Genomic DNA, 16947 nt, shown 5'->3' on the forward strand with positions numbered 1-16947 from the left:
TTTATTTCCATGCAAAAAGAAGTCTAATAAAAAAACAAGCTGCATGTTGTACAGAATCAACTCTAACCCATTGTCTTGTTAATTTAAATCTAAAGCTATGAAGAGCTTTATTAGGATTTATATGGCAATAATTTGATCTTTCATCATGGAAAGTTTTCATTAAGCCTTTTGCACTTAAAAGCATATGTTCCTTTATAAAAGTTGCCATTTTTTCATCTTTTAAATATTTTGCTAAATAGTAAGCACTAATTACTCCTTCACACCTTGATGCATCATGATAAACATGATCTCCATAAGAGTAGAAAAAACCACCTATATAATCCTTATTAAAAGGAAAAGTATTCTTATTTGTATACATATGATCTATCATTTTTTTTGTATCATTAAAGACAAAATCTATATAACTGTGTTTTTTAAATCCTTCAATTTTAACCCACTCTTCAACTGCTTGCATAAGCCATGAATCTGCTGGTAAAGTATCAAAAAGTTCTTTATATTTTATTGGTCTTATATCCACTAAAAAATCCAATGCTTTTTCACTTAAAAATAAAACCTTATCTTTAAAACTTTTTTCAATATTTTCAAAAAACCTTATATATAAAGCAAGTCCTAAAAGAGCTTCTCCTGGATAATAAAAAGAAAAAAGTGCTTTTTTTATCTTTTCATTTGGATTTATTATTGGATTTCCACCATCAATTTGAGGATGAATAAAATAACCTAACATCTCTCCCTTTTCATCGATTTGATTTAAAATATGTCTTACAAGTCCCTTGACTTGTTTCTCATATTCAAGTGATTTTGTATGAATATAGTAGTGCATCAATGCCACCAACGCAATCCCCGCTCCACCCAATTTTGATTTTTTATTAAAAAAAGGAAAACAAGCATATTCTCCTTTATAATTGTGCTCTTTAAAGGTTGTTAATAAAAACTCTATTGACTCTTTTGCTTTTTCTAAATAGATACTGTTTTTTGAAAATTCATATGCTCTTAAAAGGGTTATTGTCCCACCTGAATGTCTTAAAATATTGTTATATAAAGGATTTACCATATTTGGATGCATTTCATCAATAATTGTATCTTTATATGGATCATAAAAGTATAGAAAACTTCCATCTTTATTCATATTTTTTATTAACCAATCTACACTTTTAAAAGTTTTATCATAAACTATATCTTTATTAAATTCTATTGGAAGAGGATAACCTCTTTCTAATTGTAAAACTTCATCTTTGTAGCTTATATAAGCCAATGATTCTATAAAAGTATATTTTATATCTTCCCTTCTCATTAAATGAACTCTTTGACTGATTTCATTTGTCTTTTTAGCAATGTCACACTGTTTTGATAAAAAATTTAGTAATTGGTTTACACTCATAATTGATTTTGTATAAGAATCAGTTGGCATAAAATAGTTTGTATTCCCTTTATATTGCCACTTTAAGCCATTAACACCAGGTTCAAATCTATTTGGTGAAGTCATTTTCATGGTTGTCAGATTTCTAATATTACAAGGGTACTCTTTAGTTACTATTTCAAAGAGAATTCTACATTTGTTACTACTTATAAGGTCAAATTTAACAAAGTTTTTATTGGTTTTCAATTTAAAAAGAATTCTACTTATGGTTATTTGTAAATTTTCTCTTTTTGAACCCCATTTAATAGGCGGCAATCCTTCTTGAAAAAGAGTTATATATACTTGTGAGATTTGTGGATTAAAGTTTAGATTTATATTTGGATTTAACAAAAAAGGTTTATTTAAAAAAAGTGCTTCTCTTATATCTTTTAATAACAACTCTATATTCTCAATCATTTAATCCTCATAATTTTACTACTTACTATAAATAACCAATCATTATACACTTAGCTTATTAATGAAAAAATAAACTCTTTTAAAATTTTCAAAAAAATATTTTGCTATTTATTCTTTTATTATTAATTTTTTGATAAATTTTATTTATATATAAAAAGGAGAATAATATAAATAGAGTTACTAAAATCTTATCTATTATTGCACTTACAATTATTACATTAGCTACTATTACTTCAATATACTTACATCATAAGATGAAAGAGGAGTTAATCATATATTATCTTCTTGTAAATGAGATACAAACATTAAATGATACGTACACACTTTGTAGTGGTTTGCTAATAGTAAACCCAACAAAACAGAACATTCAACAATGTAACTATATTTACGAAAAAATCAAAATTAAAGTTGCACAAGTTGAAAAACAGTGTCCTTACATCACTTTTTACTCTAAATATATAAATTAATAGTCAAAATCATATTTAAACTATTTACATAAATAATTTTTTATGTTAGTATAATAGCATTTTATTATGTTTTTAATTATTAGATAATAATTTTTAAAAATCTTTAGACAAAATTTTTTTCATGGAGTCATCAATGCAAAAAAGAGAGAGTCTTGCCAAATCTACTTTTAAATACCTTCTTGCGAGTTTTTTCGTCTGGTGTTTTCCCCTTGGTGCAATAATTTATAACACAATAATAGGCGAAGATATTATACAACTAAATATTTTATTAGGATTTATAACAGGTGTGATAATTAATATTATTTGGGATTATTTACAAATCTGTAGACAAAAAAAAGAGTATCATAAGTATTACTTATGATACTCTTAATAGATATGCATGAAATTAATCAAGGAAATAATAACCATACTTTTATAAATCTACACTTAATTTACCATAAGTTTAAATTATAATACTAATTTTTTTTAAAATTTAATATCTTTTTTAAAAAAAGTAAATTAATTTGTTTTTTTATTAAATATACAAAGAAGTAATATTTCTGCAACTAAAAAAGTATATAATACAAAAACTATCAAAAGGATTTACATTGTTAGCTACTGTACCCAATGATGCAAGATATAAAATGGTTGAAAAAACCATGAAAAAACTTAACTATGATAGAAGTGCTCTTATAGAGACACTTCATACAGCACAAGAGACTTTTGGATATTTAGAAAATGAAACCCTAAAATTTATTGCAAGAAGATTAAAGCTTCCTTTTGCAAAAGTTTATGGTGTAGCAACATTCTATCACTTCTTTAGATTAAAACCCAAAGGGAAACATACTATAGTTGTGTGTATGGGAACTGCCTGTTATATTAAAAATGCTAATAAAATTCTTGAGAGATTAGAGAAAAAATTTAATATAAAAGCAGGAGAAACTACAAAAGATGAATTACTTTCATTAATAAGTGCTAGATGTGTTGGTTCATGTTCTTTAGCACCTATTGCGATTTATGATGATAAAACTGTTGGACATCTTTCAGTTGAAGAGTCTGAAAAAGAGGCAGAGGAGCTTATAAAATGATAGATTCACTTGAAGATTTAAAAAAACTTGCTCTTGAAAAAAGAGACTTAAAAAGAAATTCTCACGAAGAGCTTAGGGTTTGTATTGGGAGTAGTTGTTCATCACTGGGTTCGGAAGAACTTTTAAAAGATTTAAAAAAGAGTGTATCTGAGAATGAAGAGTTGGAACATAGATGTAAAGTAAAAGGTGTTGGCTGCAATGGACTTTGTTCAGAAGCTATAATGGTATCTCATTACCACAAAGTTGGAAACAGAGAATCAATATATAGCAAAATTGAAGCTTCAAGCAACAATGACTTTATTGAAACTCTTAAAAGTGGCTCTCCTATAAAAGATAAAAAATGTGATTTATCTCAAGCTTTTTTTACAAGACAGAAAAAAATAGTTTTAGAAAATGCAGGGGTTATTGACCCTGATGATATTGATGATTATATAGCCTATGATGGTTATTTGGCATTATATACAGCCTTAGATGAGATGAGACCCGAAGATGTATTAAATGAGATAAAAATCTCAGGGCTTCGAGGAAGAGGTGGAGGTGGATATCCAACAGGACTTAAATGGGAATCTGTTTCAAAGGTAAATGCAGACCAGAAATATATTGTATGTAATGGAGATGAAGGAGATCCAGGAGCTTTTATGGATAGAGCTATTATGGAAGCAGATCCACATAAAATAATTGAGGGGATGGCTCTTGCTGGTTATGCATGTGGAGCAACAAAAGGGTATATATATGTAAGAGCAGAGTATCCCATAGCAGTTGAAAAGTTAAATAGAGCTATAAAACAGGCAAGGCAAAAAGGAATTCTGGGGAATCAAATAGCAGATAGTGGTTTTAGTTTTGATGTAGAAGTAAGACTTGGAGGAGGAGCTTTTGTTTGTGGTGAGGCAACTGCTCTTGTAGCTTCAATAGAAGGGAATAGAGGAAACCCAAGACAAAAACCACCACATTTAAGTGATTATGGTCTTTGGAAATCGCCAACAGTTTTAAACAATGTTGAGACTCTTGCAAATATTGCACCTATTATTAGAAATGGTGGAGAGTGGTTTAAAAATATTGGAACTGAAAGTTCTCCTGGGACAAAAGTATTTGCACTAACAGGGCATATACAAAATACTGGACTTGTTGAAGTTCCAATGGGAATTAGCTTAAGAGAACTTATTTATGAAGTTGGTGGAGGTTTGCCACAAGGAGTAAAACTAAAAGCTATACAAACAGGAGGTCCAAGTGGGGGATGTATTCCTGAAGAACTTTTAGATATTCCTGTTGATTATGAATCTTTAAAATCTATTGGTTCAATTATGGGAAGTGGTGGGCTTATTGTTATGGACGAAAGCTCAAATATGGTTGAAGTTGCAAGGTTTTTTATGGATTTTTGTCAAAGTGAATCTTGTGGGAAATGTGTTCCTTGCAGAGTTGGTACTACTGAACTTACCTCTTTACTTGATAAATTTATTGCTAAAAATGCAACACAAAATGATTATAAACTTTTAAAAGAGTTATGTGAAGTTGTAAAAAATACTAGCCTATGTGGTTTAGGACAAACTGCTCCAAATCCAGTATTAAGTACTATTAAATATTTTGAAGAAGAGTATTTGGAAGGGATAAAAGATGCTTAAAGATAAAGTTAGAGTAAAGACCTTTAAAATCGATGATATGGATGTTACAGGAAGATCAGATGCAACTATTTTAGAAGTGGCAAGGGATCATGGAATAAAAATCCCAACCCTTTGCCATTTGGAAGGCTTAAGTAGTGTTGGTTCATGTAGAATTTGCCTAGTGGAAGTAAAGGGGAGTAAAAATCTAGTTCCTGCCTGTACTTCTAAAATAAAAGAGGGAATGGAAGTTATAACAAACTCAGAAAAGATTGCAAGCCACAGAAAAATGGTTTTATCAATGATTTTTGCAGAGAGAACTCACACTTGTAGCGTTTGTGTTTCAAATGGTCATTGTGAATTGCAAGACCAAGCAATAGAGCTAGGACTTGAACATAGCTATGTTCCTTATATTCATAAACATTTTGAGATAGATGCTTCCCACAAAGATTATGTGTATGACCCAAATAGATGTATTCTTTGTACTAGATGTGTTAGAGTTTGTGATGAAGTTGAAGGTGCACATGCTTTAGATATTTTTGGAAGGGGAATAGATTCGAAAATAATCCATGATATGGATGAGCCTTGGGCACAAAGTGAGAGTTGTACAAGTTGTGGAAAATGTGTACAAGTTTGTCCAACTGGCGCTCTATTTGAAAAGGGTTTAAGTGCTACAGAGATGGTAAAAAGAAAAAATATCGTAACTAACCTAATTCAAGCAAGGAATGACAAATGAGTAAAACAAAAATAAATGTGGGAACAATCTGGCTTGATGGATGTTCTGGTTGCCATATGTCATTTTTAGATATGGATGAAAGAATTGTTGAATTGAGTCAATATCTAAATATTATCTATAGTCCCTATGTTGATGCGAAAGAGATACCAGCAAATATTGACCTTTTTATTGTCGAAGGAGCAATTAGTACTGACCATGATTTAGAGATTATTCAAAAAATAAGAGATAATAGTAAAAAAATCCTAGCTTTGGGTGATTGTGCAATTACAGGGAATATCTCTGCAATGAAAAATCTTGCAGGAACAGAAATTTCCCTTGAAAAAGGATATTTTGAGCTAGCTGATTTAAATAAAGGCAAATACCCAAATAAAGTTGTACCTAAACTTTTAGACAAAGTAATTCCACTGAATGAAGCAATATCAGTTGACTATTTTGTACCTGGTTGCCCTACTCCTGCAGATGCAATTTATGCAGTTTTAAAAGGGTTGATTGATGGAGTTGAAGTTGACACAAGCAAATATACAAGATTTGGACTATAAAGGAAAAATATGAAAGAGACAATTGTAATTAGTCCTGTAACAAGAATAGAGGGGCATGCTAAAATAACTATTGATTTAAATGAAAAAAAAGAGGTAGACCAAGCAAGAATTCACGTAACCCAATTTAGAGGTTTTGAAAAACTTTGTGAGGGAAGACCCTATACAGAGATGCCAGCACTAACTGCAAGAACTTGTGGTATTTGCCCAGTAAGTCATGCCATAGCTTCATCAAAAGCTTGTGATAATCTTCTTGCTGTAAGACCTCCAAAAGCTGGAAGAAACTTAAGAAGAATTATAAATTTAGCACAAATAGTTCAATCTCATGCTTTAAATTTTTATCATCTAAGTAGTCCAGATTTTGTATTTGGATTTGATGCAAATCCTGAAGATAGAAATATTTTCAAACTTATGCAAACAAACCCAGAAATGGCAAAAGATGGGATAAACTTAAGAGCCTTTGGTCAAAAAATAATTGAAACATTAGGAGGAAAAAGAATACATCCAACTTGGATAGTTCCAGGTGGTGTTAGCCATGAGATTTCAAAAGAGACAAAAGATGCAATCCTAGCTCAAATTCCAGAAGCAATGGATATTGCTCAAAAATCTTTAAAGTTTTTTGTCTCAAATCTACATAAATTTGAAAAAGAGATAAAATCTTTTGGAAACTTTCCTTCACTATTTATGGCTTTAGTTAGTAAAAAAGGGAAACTTGAGCACTATGATGGATTATTAAGATTTGTTGATAGCGAAGGTAAAATTGTAGAAGATAAAATTGATCCAAAAGATTATAAAGATTATATAGGTGAAGCTGTTGAAGAAGATAGTTTTTTAAAATCTCCCTACTTTAAACCCTATGGTTATGAAAAAGGAATGTATAGAGTTGGACCACTAGCTAGACTAAATGTTGCAGATAAGTGTGGTACAAGTTTAGCAGATGAGGAGTTTGAAAGATTTAAAAACCTAAATAATGGGAAACCAATTCTTCAAACTTTTTATTATCACTATGCAAGACTTATTGAGATTATTTATGCAATAGAGAGAATTGAAGAGCTCTTAAATGAAAAAGAGACTTTAAACCCACAAATTAGAGCCTATGCACAAATAAACAGAAACCAAGGAGTTGGCTGTTCTGAAGCTCCAAGGGGAACTTTGTTTCATGACTATAAAGTAAATAATGATGGAATCATTACAGGAGTAAACCTGATAATAGCAACAGGAAATAATAACCTAGCTATGAATGCAGGAGTAACACAAGTGGCTAAAACTTTTGTGGATGGAAATAATATAAAAGAGGGGGCTTTAAATAGAGTTGAAGCTGTTATTAGATGTTTTGATCCATGTTTAAGCTGTTCAACTCATGCTCAAGGAGTTTATAGTTCTATAGTGGAAATTAGAGACCATAATAAAGAGCTAATTGAGTCTATAAAAAGAGGCTAATTTGCAAATTATTGTAGGCTTTGGAAATAAACTAAGAGGAGAAGATGCTTTTGGAGTTGATGTTATTTCTAAACTTCAAAAGTTAAATCTTCCTGGTGTAAAACTTATCTCAACTTTTCAATTAACTCCTGAATTGAGCCTAGAGTTACAAGAGGCTACGCAAATTATCTTTATTGATGCAGCTTATTGTGAACAAGAAAAATATAGATTAGGTTGTATTATTGAAGAGAGAAATAAAACTCTATTAAGTCATCATATTTCAATTAAAACTATGATGGCAATACTTGAGAATCTATACGACATAACTCCTAATTTTGAAGTTTTTTCAATGTTAACTAATAATTTTAATGAAATAAAAAATAAATCTGAATATGAAAAGTGTTTGAATGAAGTTGTAAATTTTATAGTATCAACAGTTAAGCAAGCTTAACTGTTAAAAGAGTCTTCTACTTTTTGTATCTCTGTTGTTGAACCAAAATAGATTGGTGTATTTTGTTCAATAGTAACATTAGTCATATCAAGGATTCGTCCTTTTTTACTAATTGCTCTACCACCTGCTTGTTCAATAATGTATGAGATAGGAAAAGCTTCACAAAGCACATTTATTTTTCCATCTGGAAAAGATTTTGTTGAAGGAGAGCTATAAAGTCCACCTTTTTTAAATAATATTTGATGTGTATCTAAAGATAATGAATCAGAAAATCTAAGTCTATAACCTTTATTAAAAAAACTATCCACAAGCTCTTTATGCTCACTGCTCCACTCATGTACAAGTCCAGCTGTTGAGTTTATTTTTCCCTCTTTTTCTAAATTTAAAGGATCTTGTTCTATAAACTCTCCATTTTCAAAAGAGAAATAGATAACTCCCTCAGATTTAGAAGCAAACACAAGTTGGAATGTTGGTCCATAAGTTATATACATAGCTGCTTTTAAGTGAAAAGCATCCATTTGAGACTCATAAATTCCAAAAATAGAACCCAAAGAAAAATTTACATCTAAAAGGTCTAAATTATCAATTGCCACATAACTTATCTTATATTTTCCACTTTCATTTATGGTTATATACTCTTTTTTATATTTTCCAATAAATCCATGAACTGATTTTACTTTTTTAAACTCTCTTTGAATAACTTCTGAACAATATTTGTGAACAGACTCTCTCATTTGTTGTTCTGTCAAATTGCTCTCTAAAAAACTTTCACACTCTACAAATACATTTTTTTCTATATCTTCTGCTATATTTGTAATGGCATTAAAAACCGCAATCATAAACTTTACCTTAACTTGTTATAAATATTCTAAAATCAATAAAATCGAATATAGAGTTTTTATGTTCCATATAATCCAATCTTCTATAATCGATGTAATTGCTATTTATCATACCAAGTAATTCATTAAAATTTGATATATGCTCTTTTGTTCTATTAACGCTATATTCAGTTGCTGTAGCTGTTGTCATTAAAAATGCCCAGTCACTACTTTGGGCTAAAAGAAGCTCTCGCAACATTTGGGTTAAAACTCTAGAGATATCATAATCATTTGTACTGAAATACTCTTTTGCTTTTTGCTCCATCACATCTGCCATCTCATGTAGATGTCTATATATCCAATCATTTCCTTCATTTAACCAAACATCATAATAACCTTTGTCTCCCCACGAAGAAGGATTTGGATTAACAACTTGGTTTTTTGGATACATATTTAGATACTCCATTGGAGTAACTGCTTTCATAACTTTATGTTTATCTATTTCCCTAAACATATTTGCCAAAAATTCTGGACCTTCAAACCACCAATGCCCAAAAAGTTCTGCATCATAAGGAGAGACTACCATTGGTGTTCTTTGCATCATACTTCCCAAATGGTCAAACTGTAGCTGTCTATGCCAATGAAAGTTACTTGCATGTTCTTTTGTTTTCTCCATCGCAATCCAAGGATTATAAGCCTCTTTATAATCAGTTGTTCCTGTTATTTTATGGTATTTGAAGCCTGTAAATACCCTAACTCCATCTGGATTAATATAGGGTTTTATATAATCAAAATCTAAGTCATATCCAATATCTCTATAAAAATCTCTATAACAAAAGTCTCCAGGATAACCCTCTTTTGAGCTCCAAACTTGTTTTGAAGATTGAGAATCTCTACCAAAAGCTGCAACACTGTGAGGGGTATAAGTTGGTGCAAAAACTCCATTTAAAGAGGTTGGTCTTCCATAGGTTAAAGCATGGGAATCAACAATAAAAAACTTAATACCTTTTTCATTCAAAATTCTATCAAGTCCATCATAATAAGCACACTCAGGCAACCATATTCCATTTGGTTTTTTACCAAAATGTTTTTCATGAGCTCTTACTGCTATCTCTATTTGTGTTCTAACAGCTTTTTCATTTACGCTTAAGATTGGAAGATATCCATGGGTTGCTCCACAAGTAATAATCTCTAAACTTCCATTATAATAGAAGTGTTTATATCCATTTATAACATTTCCTGCTAAAAACCCTTCAAAAAAATCTTTTGTCTCTACAAAAAGATCTCTATAGAAATGTGCCAAAGGATGAAAATAGTCATCACCTTTTGTTCTTTCTACCTCTTTATTTCCTAGCTCTATGTGAGTCTCTAAAAATTTTCTATATTTGTACATAAGATGTTCATCTGCTAACATCTCAGCTAATGGCGGTGTAACAGAAGTTGTAAGCCTAAAATTAACTCCATCATCCTCAAGTTTTTTCAACCTTTTTAAAAGTGGGATATAACACTCTGTTATCGCTTCAAAAAGCCAATGTTCCTCTAAAAAATTTTCATAATCAGGGTGTTTTACAAAAGGTAGATGTGAATGAAGAACTGGAACCCAATACCCCTTAATCATTTGATTTTCCTAAAAAAGAGCTAGATGAGAACTTATCTTTTTCCTCTTCTTGGATAAAATGTTTTAATCTCTCCAACTCTTGTACATATTTAGCTGAAGATGTTCCCATATCAAAATGCTCAATTGTTGTTCTAATTATCTCTGTCCAGCTATAACCTTTTTTAAGCAACTCTTCATACTCCTCTTGACTTGGGAAATTAATTTTTGAAGAGAAAGTATGTATTACATTTGAACTAATCAGTTCTATAAACTCTCCATTTTTAATAACTCCCGCTTTTACAAAAATATCTTTGTTTTCAAATTCTGAGTTAACATAATAATCACCTAAAGCAAGTGATGATTCAAAACTATATAATTCATCTCCATTTATATCATCTACTTTAAAATAGAGTTTCTCTTTATTTAAATCAATACTTTTTTCAGCTAATGTTTTATCACTCACTTCCCAATAGACAAAATACTTCTCTGTATTAACCAAGATTATTCTAAGAGTATCTTTATTGTATCTCTCTGGTATTTTGTACTCTGTAGCTTTTGGTTTATTTACAGCTACTAAATTATCAATTACATGGGTTGCACTAGAAAAATCATTCTCATTCTCTAAACTTTCTTTAATAAGATTTTCTGAATTCTTAAACATAATTTTTCCTAATATTAATTTATTTTTTAATTATACAAAATTGAAGTTACAATTTTGTTAACAAATTGTTTAAATAGTATCAAATATACTATTTGCAATATTTTGAGCCTCTTTTTGAATCAATTTTAGGTGTTCTTCTCCTTTGAAACTCTCAGCATATATTTTATAAATATCTTCCGTTCCAGAAGGTCTTATTGCAAACCAACCATTTTGAGCCACTACTTTTAATCCACCAATTGAAGATCCATTATCTGCTTTTGTTAAAATATTTTCAATCTTTTCACCTGCCAAAGTATCTTGTTTTATATCTTCTGGTTTTAGATTTTTCAGAGCTTTTTTTTGCTCAACATTTGCAATGGCATCAACTCTTCCATAAACTGGCTCTCCAAATTTTTCTATTAAAACGTTGTAATACTCTCCTGGATCTTTTTTAGTTTTTGCCAAAATTTCAACAGCAAGAAGATTTAAAATAATTCCATCTTTATCTGTACTCCAAACACCACCATCTTTTCTTAAAAAAGAGGCTCCAGCACTCTCTTCTCCCCCAAAAAATATCTCTTTGTTTATAAAAGGTTTAACAAACCATTTAAAACCAACAGGAGTTTCAAAAACTTTTTTGTTGTTATCTTTTACAACTCTATCTATCATTGAACTACTAACAAGTGTTTTTCCAACTCCAAGGCCATCAAAATCTCTATTTTTTGATAAATAGTCAATTGCCACAGAGAGATAATGGTTTGGATTTAAAAGACCCTTGCTTTTTGTAACTATCCCATGTCTATCAAAATCTGTGTCATTTCCAAAAGCTATATCAAATCTATCTTTTAAATCAATAAGTCCTGCCATTGCATAAGAAGAGGAGCAATCCATTCTAATTTTTCCATCTTTATCACAATGCATAAAAGAGAAGGTAAAATCAGCAATATCATTAAAAATTTCCATATTTAGATTATATTTCTGTTTTATAGCTTTATAATAAGCCATCCCAGAACCACCCATTGCATCTGCACCAATTTTAAGATTTGATTTTTTTATAAGATCCATATCAATAACATTTACCAAATCATCCACATAAGGAGTAATAAAATCATACTCAATTAAAAAACCACTTTTAAAAGCATCTTCTAAATCCATTATTTTAAGACCATCAAGATCGTTTTTTAGTAACTCATTTGCCCTTTGTTCTAAAACTTTTGTAATAGACTCATCAGAAGGGCCTCCATCACTAAAATTATATTTAAAACCACCATCACTTGGTGGATTATGTGAAGGAGTAATAACTATGCCATCACAATTTTTGTGGGTTAAAATTGCATGGGAAATTACAGGAGTTGGAGTATACTCAAAATCTTTTGCAAAATATGTTTTAACCCCATTTGCAGCCAATACTTCAAGAGTTGTTCTATGTGCAGGAGTTGATAGAGCATGGGTATCCATTCCAACAAAAAGAGCCTCATGACCACTTTTTTTATGAAACTCTGCAACTGCTTGTGCCATTGCCATAATATGCTCTTCATTAAAACTATTTTTTGAAGCAGATCCTCTGTGTCCTGAAGTTCCAAAAGAGACCAAATGCAAAGGATTATTTACATCTGGAATCTTTACATAATAATCACTTACAAGTTGAGCAATATTTTCTAAAATCTCTTTTGGTGCTTTTTTACCAGCAAGGCTATTTAATCCCATTAAATCTACTCCTTTTTTAGGCATTATACATAAGTGTATAATACTCGTGAACCATTCTTCCAGAATCAAATGCTGGAATTACATCAGAAATAGAGTTTTTCTTTACGCTCATCCACTCTTTTCTATCATCATAATATAAAGGAATTATTTTATGCTCTAATATATCCATTAGACTTTTATTATCCAATCTATCTTGTTCTTCAATTGGCAAACCTCTACCCTCTGTAGGTATTGTAAAAGAGTTTATTCCCTCTCTACAAAACTCTGGATGCCAACCATCTGCAATTGATAGATTAATAGCTCCATTCATTGCTGCACTCATGCCACTTGTTCCACTAGCTTCTCTAGTTACTCTTGGAGTGTTTAGCCAAATATCTGCACCTTTTTTTAGCTTCATTGACAAATCAAGTTCATAGCCAATTAGAACTGCCAAATTTTTATGTTTTTTTGCAAGGTATGTTATATCATTGAAGATATTAATTGCTTGAGTATCAAAAGGATAAGGTTTCCCCGCCCAAATAATCTGAACAGGATGTTTTTGATTTTTTAACATATTTTCAAATCTTTCTAAATCATACTTTAATAAACCTGGTCTTTTATACTCTGCAAATCTTCTTGCCCAAACAATTGTTAAAATTTCAGGAGAGAACATCTTTCCTGTTTGGTTTGCAACTTCATCAAAAAGAAGTCTTTTTAAGTGTTTTTTTCTTGAATCAAGCTCAAACTCTTCATGTTCATCTAATGCTTTTAATAGATTTTTATCTGCCCAATATTTTCTATTTTGGGCATTTGTGATAGAGATAATCTGACATCGCCCCTCAATTGAAGACCACATTTCATTTGATACATCACCATGAATTTTAGAGACTGCATTTGCAATTTTTGACATCTTTAATGCCCCAATTGTCAAAGAGAACATATTTTTATCTATTCCCGTTAAATTTCTAACTTCTTCCAAAGAAACATCACTAAAAAATCCCATTTTGAATAAAAAATCTATATTATGTTCTTCATTTCCCGCAGCTTCAGGAGTATGTGTTGTAAAAACAACTCTTTTTTTAACCTCATCAATATTTTGATACTTTTTATATAACTCAAAAGTCATAGGCAAAGAGTGCCCTTCATTCATATGATAAATCTCTGGGTCTATTTTTAACTCTTCTAATACTTTAGCTCCAGCAACTCCTAAAACTATCTCTTGAGCTACCCTTGTTTCACTATTTGAATCATAAAGTTTATGGGTAATTGTTCTTGATAGATAGTCGTTTTCTGGAATATCCGTTGATAAAAGAATAAGTGGAGCACTGTTAAAAAGTTCACTTGGAACTAAATATGCTCTTACATATACATCTTTCCCATTAATTTTTACATTTACAGTTATATTCAAATCTTCTAAGAAATAGTATCTTTTTCTTCTAAACTCAATCTTTAGATATCTGTCTTCATCTCTATTTTGATCATAATATCCATAACTCCAAAGCATTCCAATACCAATTAAATTCTGTTTTAAGTCATAGGCACTTCTCATATGAGAACCCGCTAGAAATCCCAAACCACCTGAATATATCTTTAAAGCTTGGTGAATTGCAAACTCCATTGAAAAGTAAGCAACGCTTTTAGAATATTTTTTGTCAATCTCATATGTGTGTAAATGGCTCATACTCTATTTCCTTTTATGATTTATATAGATTTATATACTCAAGTGCTGAGTTTTTCCAAGAGTTATCAACTCCCATATTGTGTTTTGATATTTTTTCAAACTTCTCTTTATTTGAGTACAATGACAGTGCTTTTGCAACTGCATGATTAAACCAAAAAAGATTTAGCTCTTCAAAGGTAATACCAAGTCCTAAGTTGAATCCTTCAAGCTCTTTTACATCAGTAAAATCAACAACTGTATCTTTTAATCCACCTGTTTTAGAGACAATTGGTAAACCTCCATATCTCATAATTATCATCTGATTTAAACCACAAGGCTCAAAAAATGATGGCATCAAAAGAAAATCTGAACTTGCATACAATCTTCTAGCAAAAGATTCGTCATAGCCAAGTCTTATATGAATATTTTCAAAACTATTTACAAAACTTCCAAAGGCATGATTGTAAAAATCTTCTCCATTTCCTAAAATAACAAAATTAGCTTCATAGCTTTTAAATAGATTTAATGCATCCAAAATCAAATCAACACCTTTTTGTTTGGTAAATCTTCCAATAAAAACAAAAAGTGGTCTATCTATCTCTTTTAAGCCTAACTCTTCATATAAAGCTAATTTATTTTTTTCTCTATTTTTATAGTTTTTTATAGAGTAGTTATACTTAACATTTTCATCTTTTTGTGGATCAAAAACTTCTGTGCTGATTCCATTTAAAATGCCTCTTAGCTTATAGCTGTTTACCTTTAGTGTTCCCTCTAAAGTATTTCCAAAAGTTTGGGTTTGAATCTCTTTTGCATAGGTGTAACTAACTGTTGTAACACTATCACTAAAAAAGATTCCAGCTTTTAGGAAGTTTACATTATCATAATACTCTAAGCCTTCAAATTTAAAACAACTTTTCCAATCAATCTCTAACTCATCCATCACTTTTTTAGGGAAAATCCCTTGATAGGCAAGATTATGTATTGTTAACACTGTTTTTTGATTTAAGTTATATCTTGTTTTCATTAGAAGAGGAATTAATGCTGTTTGCCAATCATTTACATGAACTGCATCAATTTTTAGATTCATTCTTATCATAACTTCTAAAACAGAGTAAGAAAAGAGTCCAAATCTTAAGGCATTATCTCCATAATCACCGAACTCATCATCATATAAACCCCATCTATTACATAAAATTGGATTGTAGACAAAAAGTTCATCTTTATTATTTTCTTTATGGAAAATATCAAATTGGTGTCTTACTCCTGCTAACCAATAATCAAAGGTTAAACCAGCATAAACAATTTCATATTTTTCTCTATCGATTTGGTTATACAAAGGCATAATTGTATAAACCTTTTGATTTTGAGCTCTTAAAGCTTCTGGAAGGGCATACCCTACATCTGCCAAACCACCAGTTTTTGCATAAGGAAAGATTTCACTTGCTGCAAATAGAATGTTCATTAATTATCCTTATAAATTTTTGCTGCTGTCTCCGGCAACATAACATTTACATTCATTAAGCTATTTATCTCAAATCCTGCAATTTTATAGATTCTTGGTTCTATCTCAATATTAAATCTATAATACTCTTTTGTTTTTTCACTATACTCTTCATAAGGTGCGTTATTAATAATCATATTAAAAGCAACCTCACCTAATGCCTTATAATACTTATTAAAAAACTCTTTTGTAATATCACACAAAGCACTAATATCACTCTTGCTAAATTCGCTTAAAGATGACAATTTTTTCTTTGCCACAATTTTTACTTCAAAAGGGAATATTGAAGCGTATGGACAGTAGATTATAAACTCACTATTTTGACTTATAATATTTTTTCCATAACCTTGTTCTTCATATACTAAGTCATCTAGAAGTGCCCTTTTGTGTTCACTGTAGTAACTCTTCTTATACTCTATCTCCTCTTTTATCTTTTTTGGTAAAAATGGTAGTGCCATAATTTGAGAGTGAGAGTGAGAGATTGAAGCACCTGCCTCTTCCCCTTGATTTTTAAAAATAGAGATAAATGCAAATCTACTATCTCTTTTTAGATTAACTACTCTTTCTTGAATAATAGTAAAATAGTTTGCTAAATCATTATAGTCATAATCCCAAATTTGTTTATCATGGTTTGGTGTCTCTATTACGACTTCATGGGCACCAAAACCATTAAATTTTTCAAAATATCCATCTCTCTTTGATACTGGTTGAGTCTCAATAGAAAGGGCATTATAAAGATTTGGTACGACTCTGCATTTCCATTTCCCATCTTGAGAAATTCTAGTTATCTCATTTGGAGTGAACTCTTCCCTCCCCATATCAAAAGGGCATTTTTCATGTATTATCTCCCCTAAATAAGCCTCTTTTTTATTATTCAAATACTTAGGTCTTTTAAGACGTTCAGGAGCAAATAGTGTCCACTCTCTTCTTAATTTGCAATATCTAAACTCTGACACAATAT

Annotated in this window: 15 protein-coding genes; 7 read left to right on the forward strand and 8 right to left on the reverse strand. The window is 30.4% G+C overall.

The annotated features are described in order from the left end of the window. Nucleotide 1 precedes the first annotated feature (1 nt). Nucleotides 2-1813: a glycoside hydrolase family protein gene (locus AEBR_RS13845; protein ID WP_129087373.1), complete on the reverse strand. Its 1812-nt coding sequence runs from the start codon at nt 1811-1813 to the stop codon at nt 2-4. 254 nt (nt 1814-2067) lie between these two features. Between AEBR_RS13845 and AEBR_RS13850 the strand changes: the two genes are divergently transcribed. The 7 genes from AEBR_RS13850 (at nt 2068) to AEBR_RS13880 (ending at nt 8084) form a co-directional block, all read left to right on the forward strand. Then, the gene (locus AEBR_RS13850; protein ID WP_128983213.1) at nt 2068-2280 is read left to right on the forward strand and encodes a hypothetical protein; all 213 of its coding nucleotides are present in this window, start codon (nt 2068-2070) and stop codon (nt 2278-2280) included. Between the two features lie 587 nt (nt 2281-2867). Beyond that, nucleotides 2868-3347 (forward strand): bidirectional hydrogenase complex protein HoxE, encoded by a 480-nt coding sequence (gene hoxE, locus AEBR_RS13855; protein ID WP_206732672.1) that lies wholly within the window; start codon nt 2868-2870, stop codon nt 3345-3347. Beyond that, a complete protein-coding gene (locus AEBR_RS13860) occupies nt 3344-4966 on the forward strand; it encodes a NuoF family protein (protein ID WP_129087372.1) in 1623 nt (540 codons plus the stop codon). The genes hoxE and AEBR_RS13860 overlap by 4 nt, the downstream gene beginning before the upstream one ends. Further along, nucleotides 4959-5678, forward strand: coding sequence for a bidirectional hydrogenase complex protein HoxU (gene hoxU / locus AEBR_RS13865; protein WP_129087371.1), 720 nt, complete (start codon nt 4959-4961; stop codon nt 5676-5678). Before AEBR_RS13860 ends, hoxU begins: the two co-directional genes overlap by 8 nt. Beyond that, on the forward strand, nt 5675-6217 hold the full coding sequence (locus AEBR_RS13870; protein WP_129087370.1) for an NADH-quinone oxidoreductase subunit B family protein: 543 nt from the start codon (nt 5675-5677) through the stop codon (nt 6215-6217). Before hoxU ends, AEBR_RS13870 begins: the two co-directional genes overlap by 4 nt. Nucleotides 6218-6226: 9 nt before the next feature. Then, nucleotides 6227-7654: a Ni/Fe hydrogenase subunit alpha gene (locus AEBR_RS13875; RefSeq protein WP_129087369.1), complete on the forward strand. Its 1428-nt coding sequence runs from the start codon at nt 6227-6229 to the stop codon at nt 7652-7654. Nucleotide 7655: 1 nt separating this feature from the next. Further along, nucleotides 7656-8084 (forward strand): hydrogenase maturation protease, encoded by a 429-nt coding sequence (locus AEBR_RS13880; protein WP_129087368.1) that lies wholly within the window; start codon nt 7656-7658, stop codon nt 8082-8084. On the opposite strand, the gene AEBR_RS13885 is transcribed toward AEBR_RS13880, so the two are convergent. The 7 genes from AEBR_RS13885 to galT all read right to left on the reverse strand — a co-directional run bounded on the left by AEBR_RS13885 (nt 8081) and on the right by galT (nt 16942). Beyond that, the gene (locus AEBR_RS13885) at nt 8081-8923 is read right to left on the reverse strand and encodes an FIG domain-containing protein (RefSeq protein ID WP_129087367.1); all 843 of its coding nucleotides are present in this window, start codon (nt 8921-8923) and stop codon (nt 8081-8083) included. The two genes, AEBR_RS13880 and AEBR_RS13885, sit on opposite strands and share 4 nt — an antisense overlap. Nucleotides 8924-8933: 10 nt before the next feature. Continuing rightward, nucleotides 8934-10520: a glycoside hydrolase family 57 protein gene (locus AEBR_RS13890; RefSeq protein WP_164969493.1), complete on the reverse strand. Its 1587-nt coding sequence runs from the start codon at nt 10518-10520 to the stop codon at nt 8934-8936. After that, nucleotides 10513-11160, reverse strand: a complete 648-nt coding sequence (locus AEBR_RS13895) for a DUF4912 domain-containing protein (protein WP_129087366.1) — start codon at nt 11158-11160, stop codon at nt 10513-10515. The genes AEBR_RS13890 and AEBR_RS13895 overlap by 8 nt, the downstream gene beginning before the upstream one ends. 69 nt (nt 11161-11229) lie before the next feature. Next, a complete protein-coding gene (locus AEBR_RS13900; RefSeq protein WP_129087365.1) occupies nt 11230-12846 on the reverse strand; it encodes a phosphohexomutase domain-containing protein in 1617 nt (538 codons plus the stop codon). A 16-nt stretch (nt 12847-12862) separates the two neighbouring features. Next, a complete protein-coding gene (gene glgP, locus AEBR_RS13905; protein WP_129087364.1) occupies nt 12863-14506 on the reverse strand; it encodes an alpha-glucan family phosphorylase in 1644 nt (547 codons plus the stop codon). A 13-nt stretch (nt 14507-14519) separates the two neighbouring features. Beyond that, nucleotides 14520-15947, reverse strand: a complete 1428-nt coding sequence (locus tag AEBR_RS13910; protein ID WP_129087363.1) for a glycogen synthase — start codon at nt 15945-15947, stop codon at nt 14520-14522. Beyond that, nucleotides 15947-16942 (reverse strand): galactose-1-phosphate uridylyltransferase, encoded by a 996-nt coding sequence (gene galT, locus AEBR_RS13915; RefSeq protein ID WP_164969492.1) that lies wholly within the window; start codon nt 16940-16942, stop codon nt 15947-15949. The genes AEBR_RS13910 and galT overlap by 1 nt, the downstream gene beginning before the upstream one ends. Nucleotides 16943-16947 lie beyond the last annotated feature (5 nt).

The sequence above is a fragment of the Halarcobacter ebronensis genome (genome assembly GCF_013201825.1).
Classification (GTDB): Bacteria; Campylobacterota; Campylobacteria; order Campylobacterales; family Arcobacteraceae; genus Halarcobacter; species Halarcobacter ebronensis.

Bases quoted from the DNA above. Each gene is read 5' to 3' on its own strand.
- AEBR_RS13845 (WP_129087373.1), bottom strand. From the start codon at position 1,813: ATGATTGAGAATATAGAGTTGTTATTAAAAGATATAAGAGAAGCACTT.
- AEBR_RS13850 (WP_128983213.1), top strand. From the start codon at position 2,068: ATGAAAGAGGAGTTAATCATATATTATCTTCTTGTAAATGAGATACAA.
- AEBR_RS13860 (WP_129087372.1), top strand. From the start codon at position 3,344: ATGATAGATTCACTTGAAGATTTAAAAAAACTTGCTCTTGAAAAAAGA.
- hoxU (WP_129087371.1), top strand. From the start codon at position 4,959: ATGCTTAAAGATAAAGTTAGAGTAAAGACCTTTAAAATCGATGATATG.
- AEBR_RS13870 (WP_129087370.1), top strand. From the start codon at position 5,675: ATGAGTAAAACAAAAATAAATGTGGGAACAATCTGGCTTGATGGATGT.
- AEBR_RS13875 (WP_129087369.1), top strand. From the start codon at position 6,227: ATGAAAGAGACAATTGTAATTAGTCCTGTAACAAGAATAGAGGGGCAT.
- AEBR_RS13885 (WP_129087367.1), bottom strand. From the start codon at position 8,923: ATGATTGCGGTTTTTAATGCCATTACAAATATAGCAGAAGATATAGAA.
- AEBR_RS13890 (WP_164969493.1), bottom strand. From the start codon at position 10,520: ATGATTAAGGGGTATTGGGTTCCAGTTCTTCATTCACATCTACCTTTT.
- AEBR_RS13895 (WP_129087366.1), bottom strand. From the start codon at position 11,160: ATGTTTAAGAATTCAGAAAATCTTATTAAAGAAAGTTTAGAGAATGAG.
- AEBR_RS13900 (WP_129087365.1), bottom strand. From the start codon at position 12,846: ATGGGATTAAATAGCCTTGCTGGTAAAAAAGCACCAAAAGAGATTTTA.
- glgP (WP_129087364.1), bottom strand. From the start codon at position 14,506: ATGAGCCATTTACACACATATGAGATTGACAAAAAATATTCTAAAAGC.
- AEBR_RS13910 (WP_129087363.1), bottom strand. From the start codon at position 15,947: ATGAACATTCTATTTGCAGCAAGTGAAATCTTTCCTTATGCAAAAACT.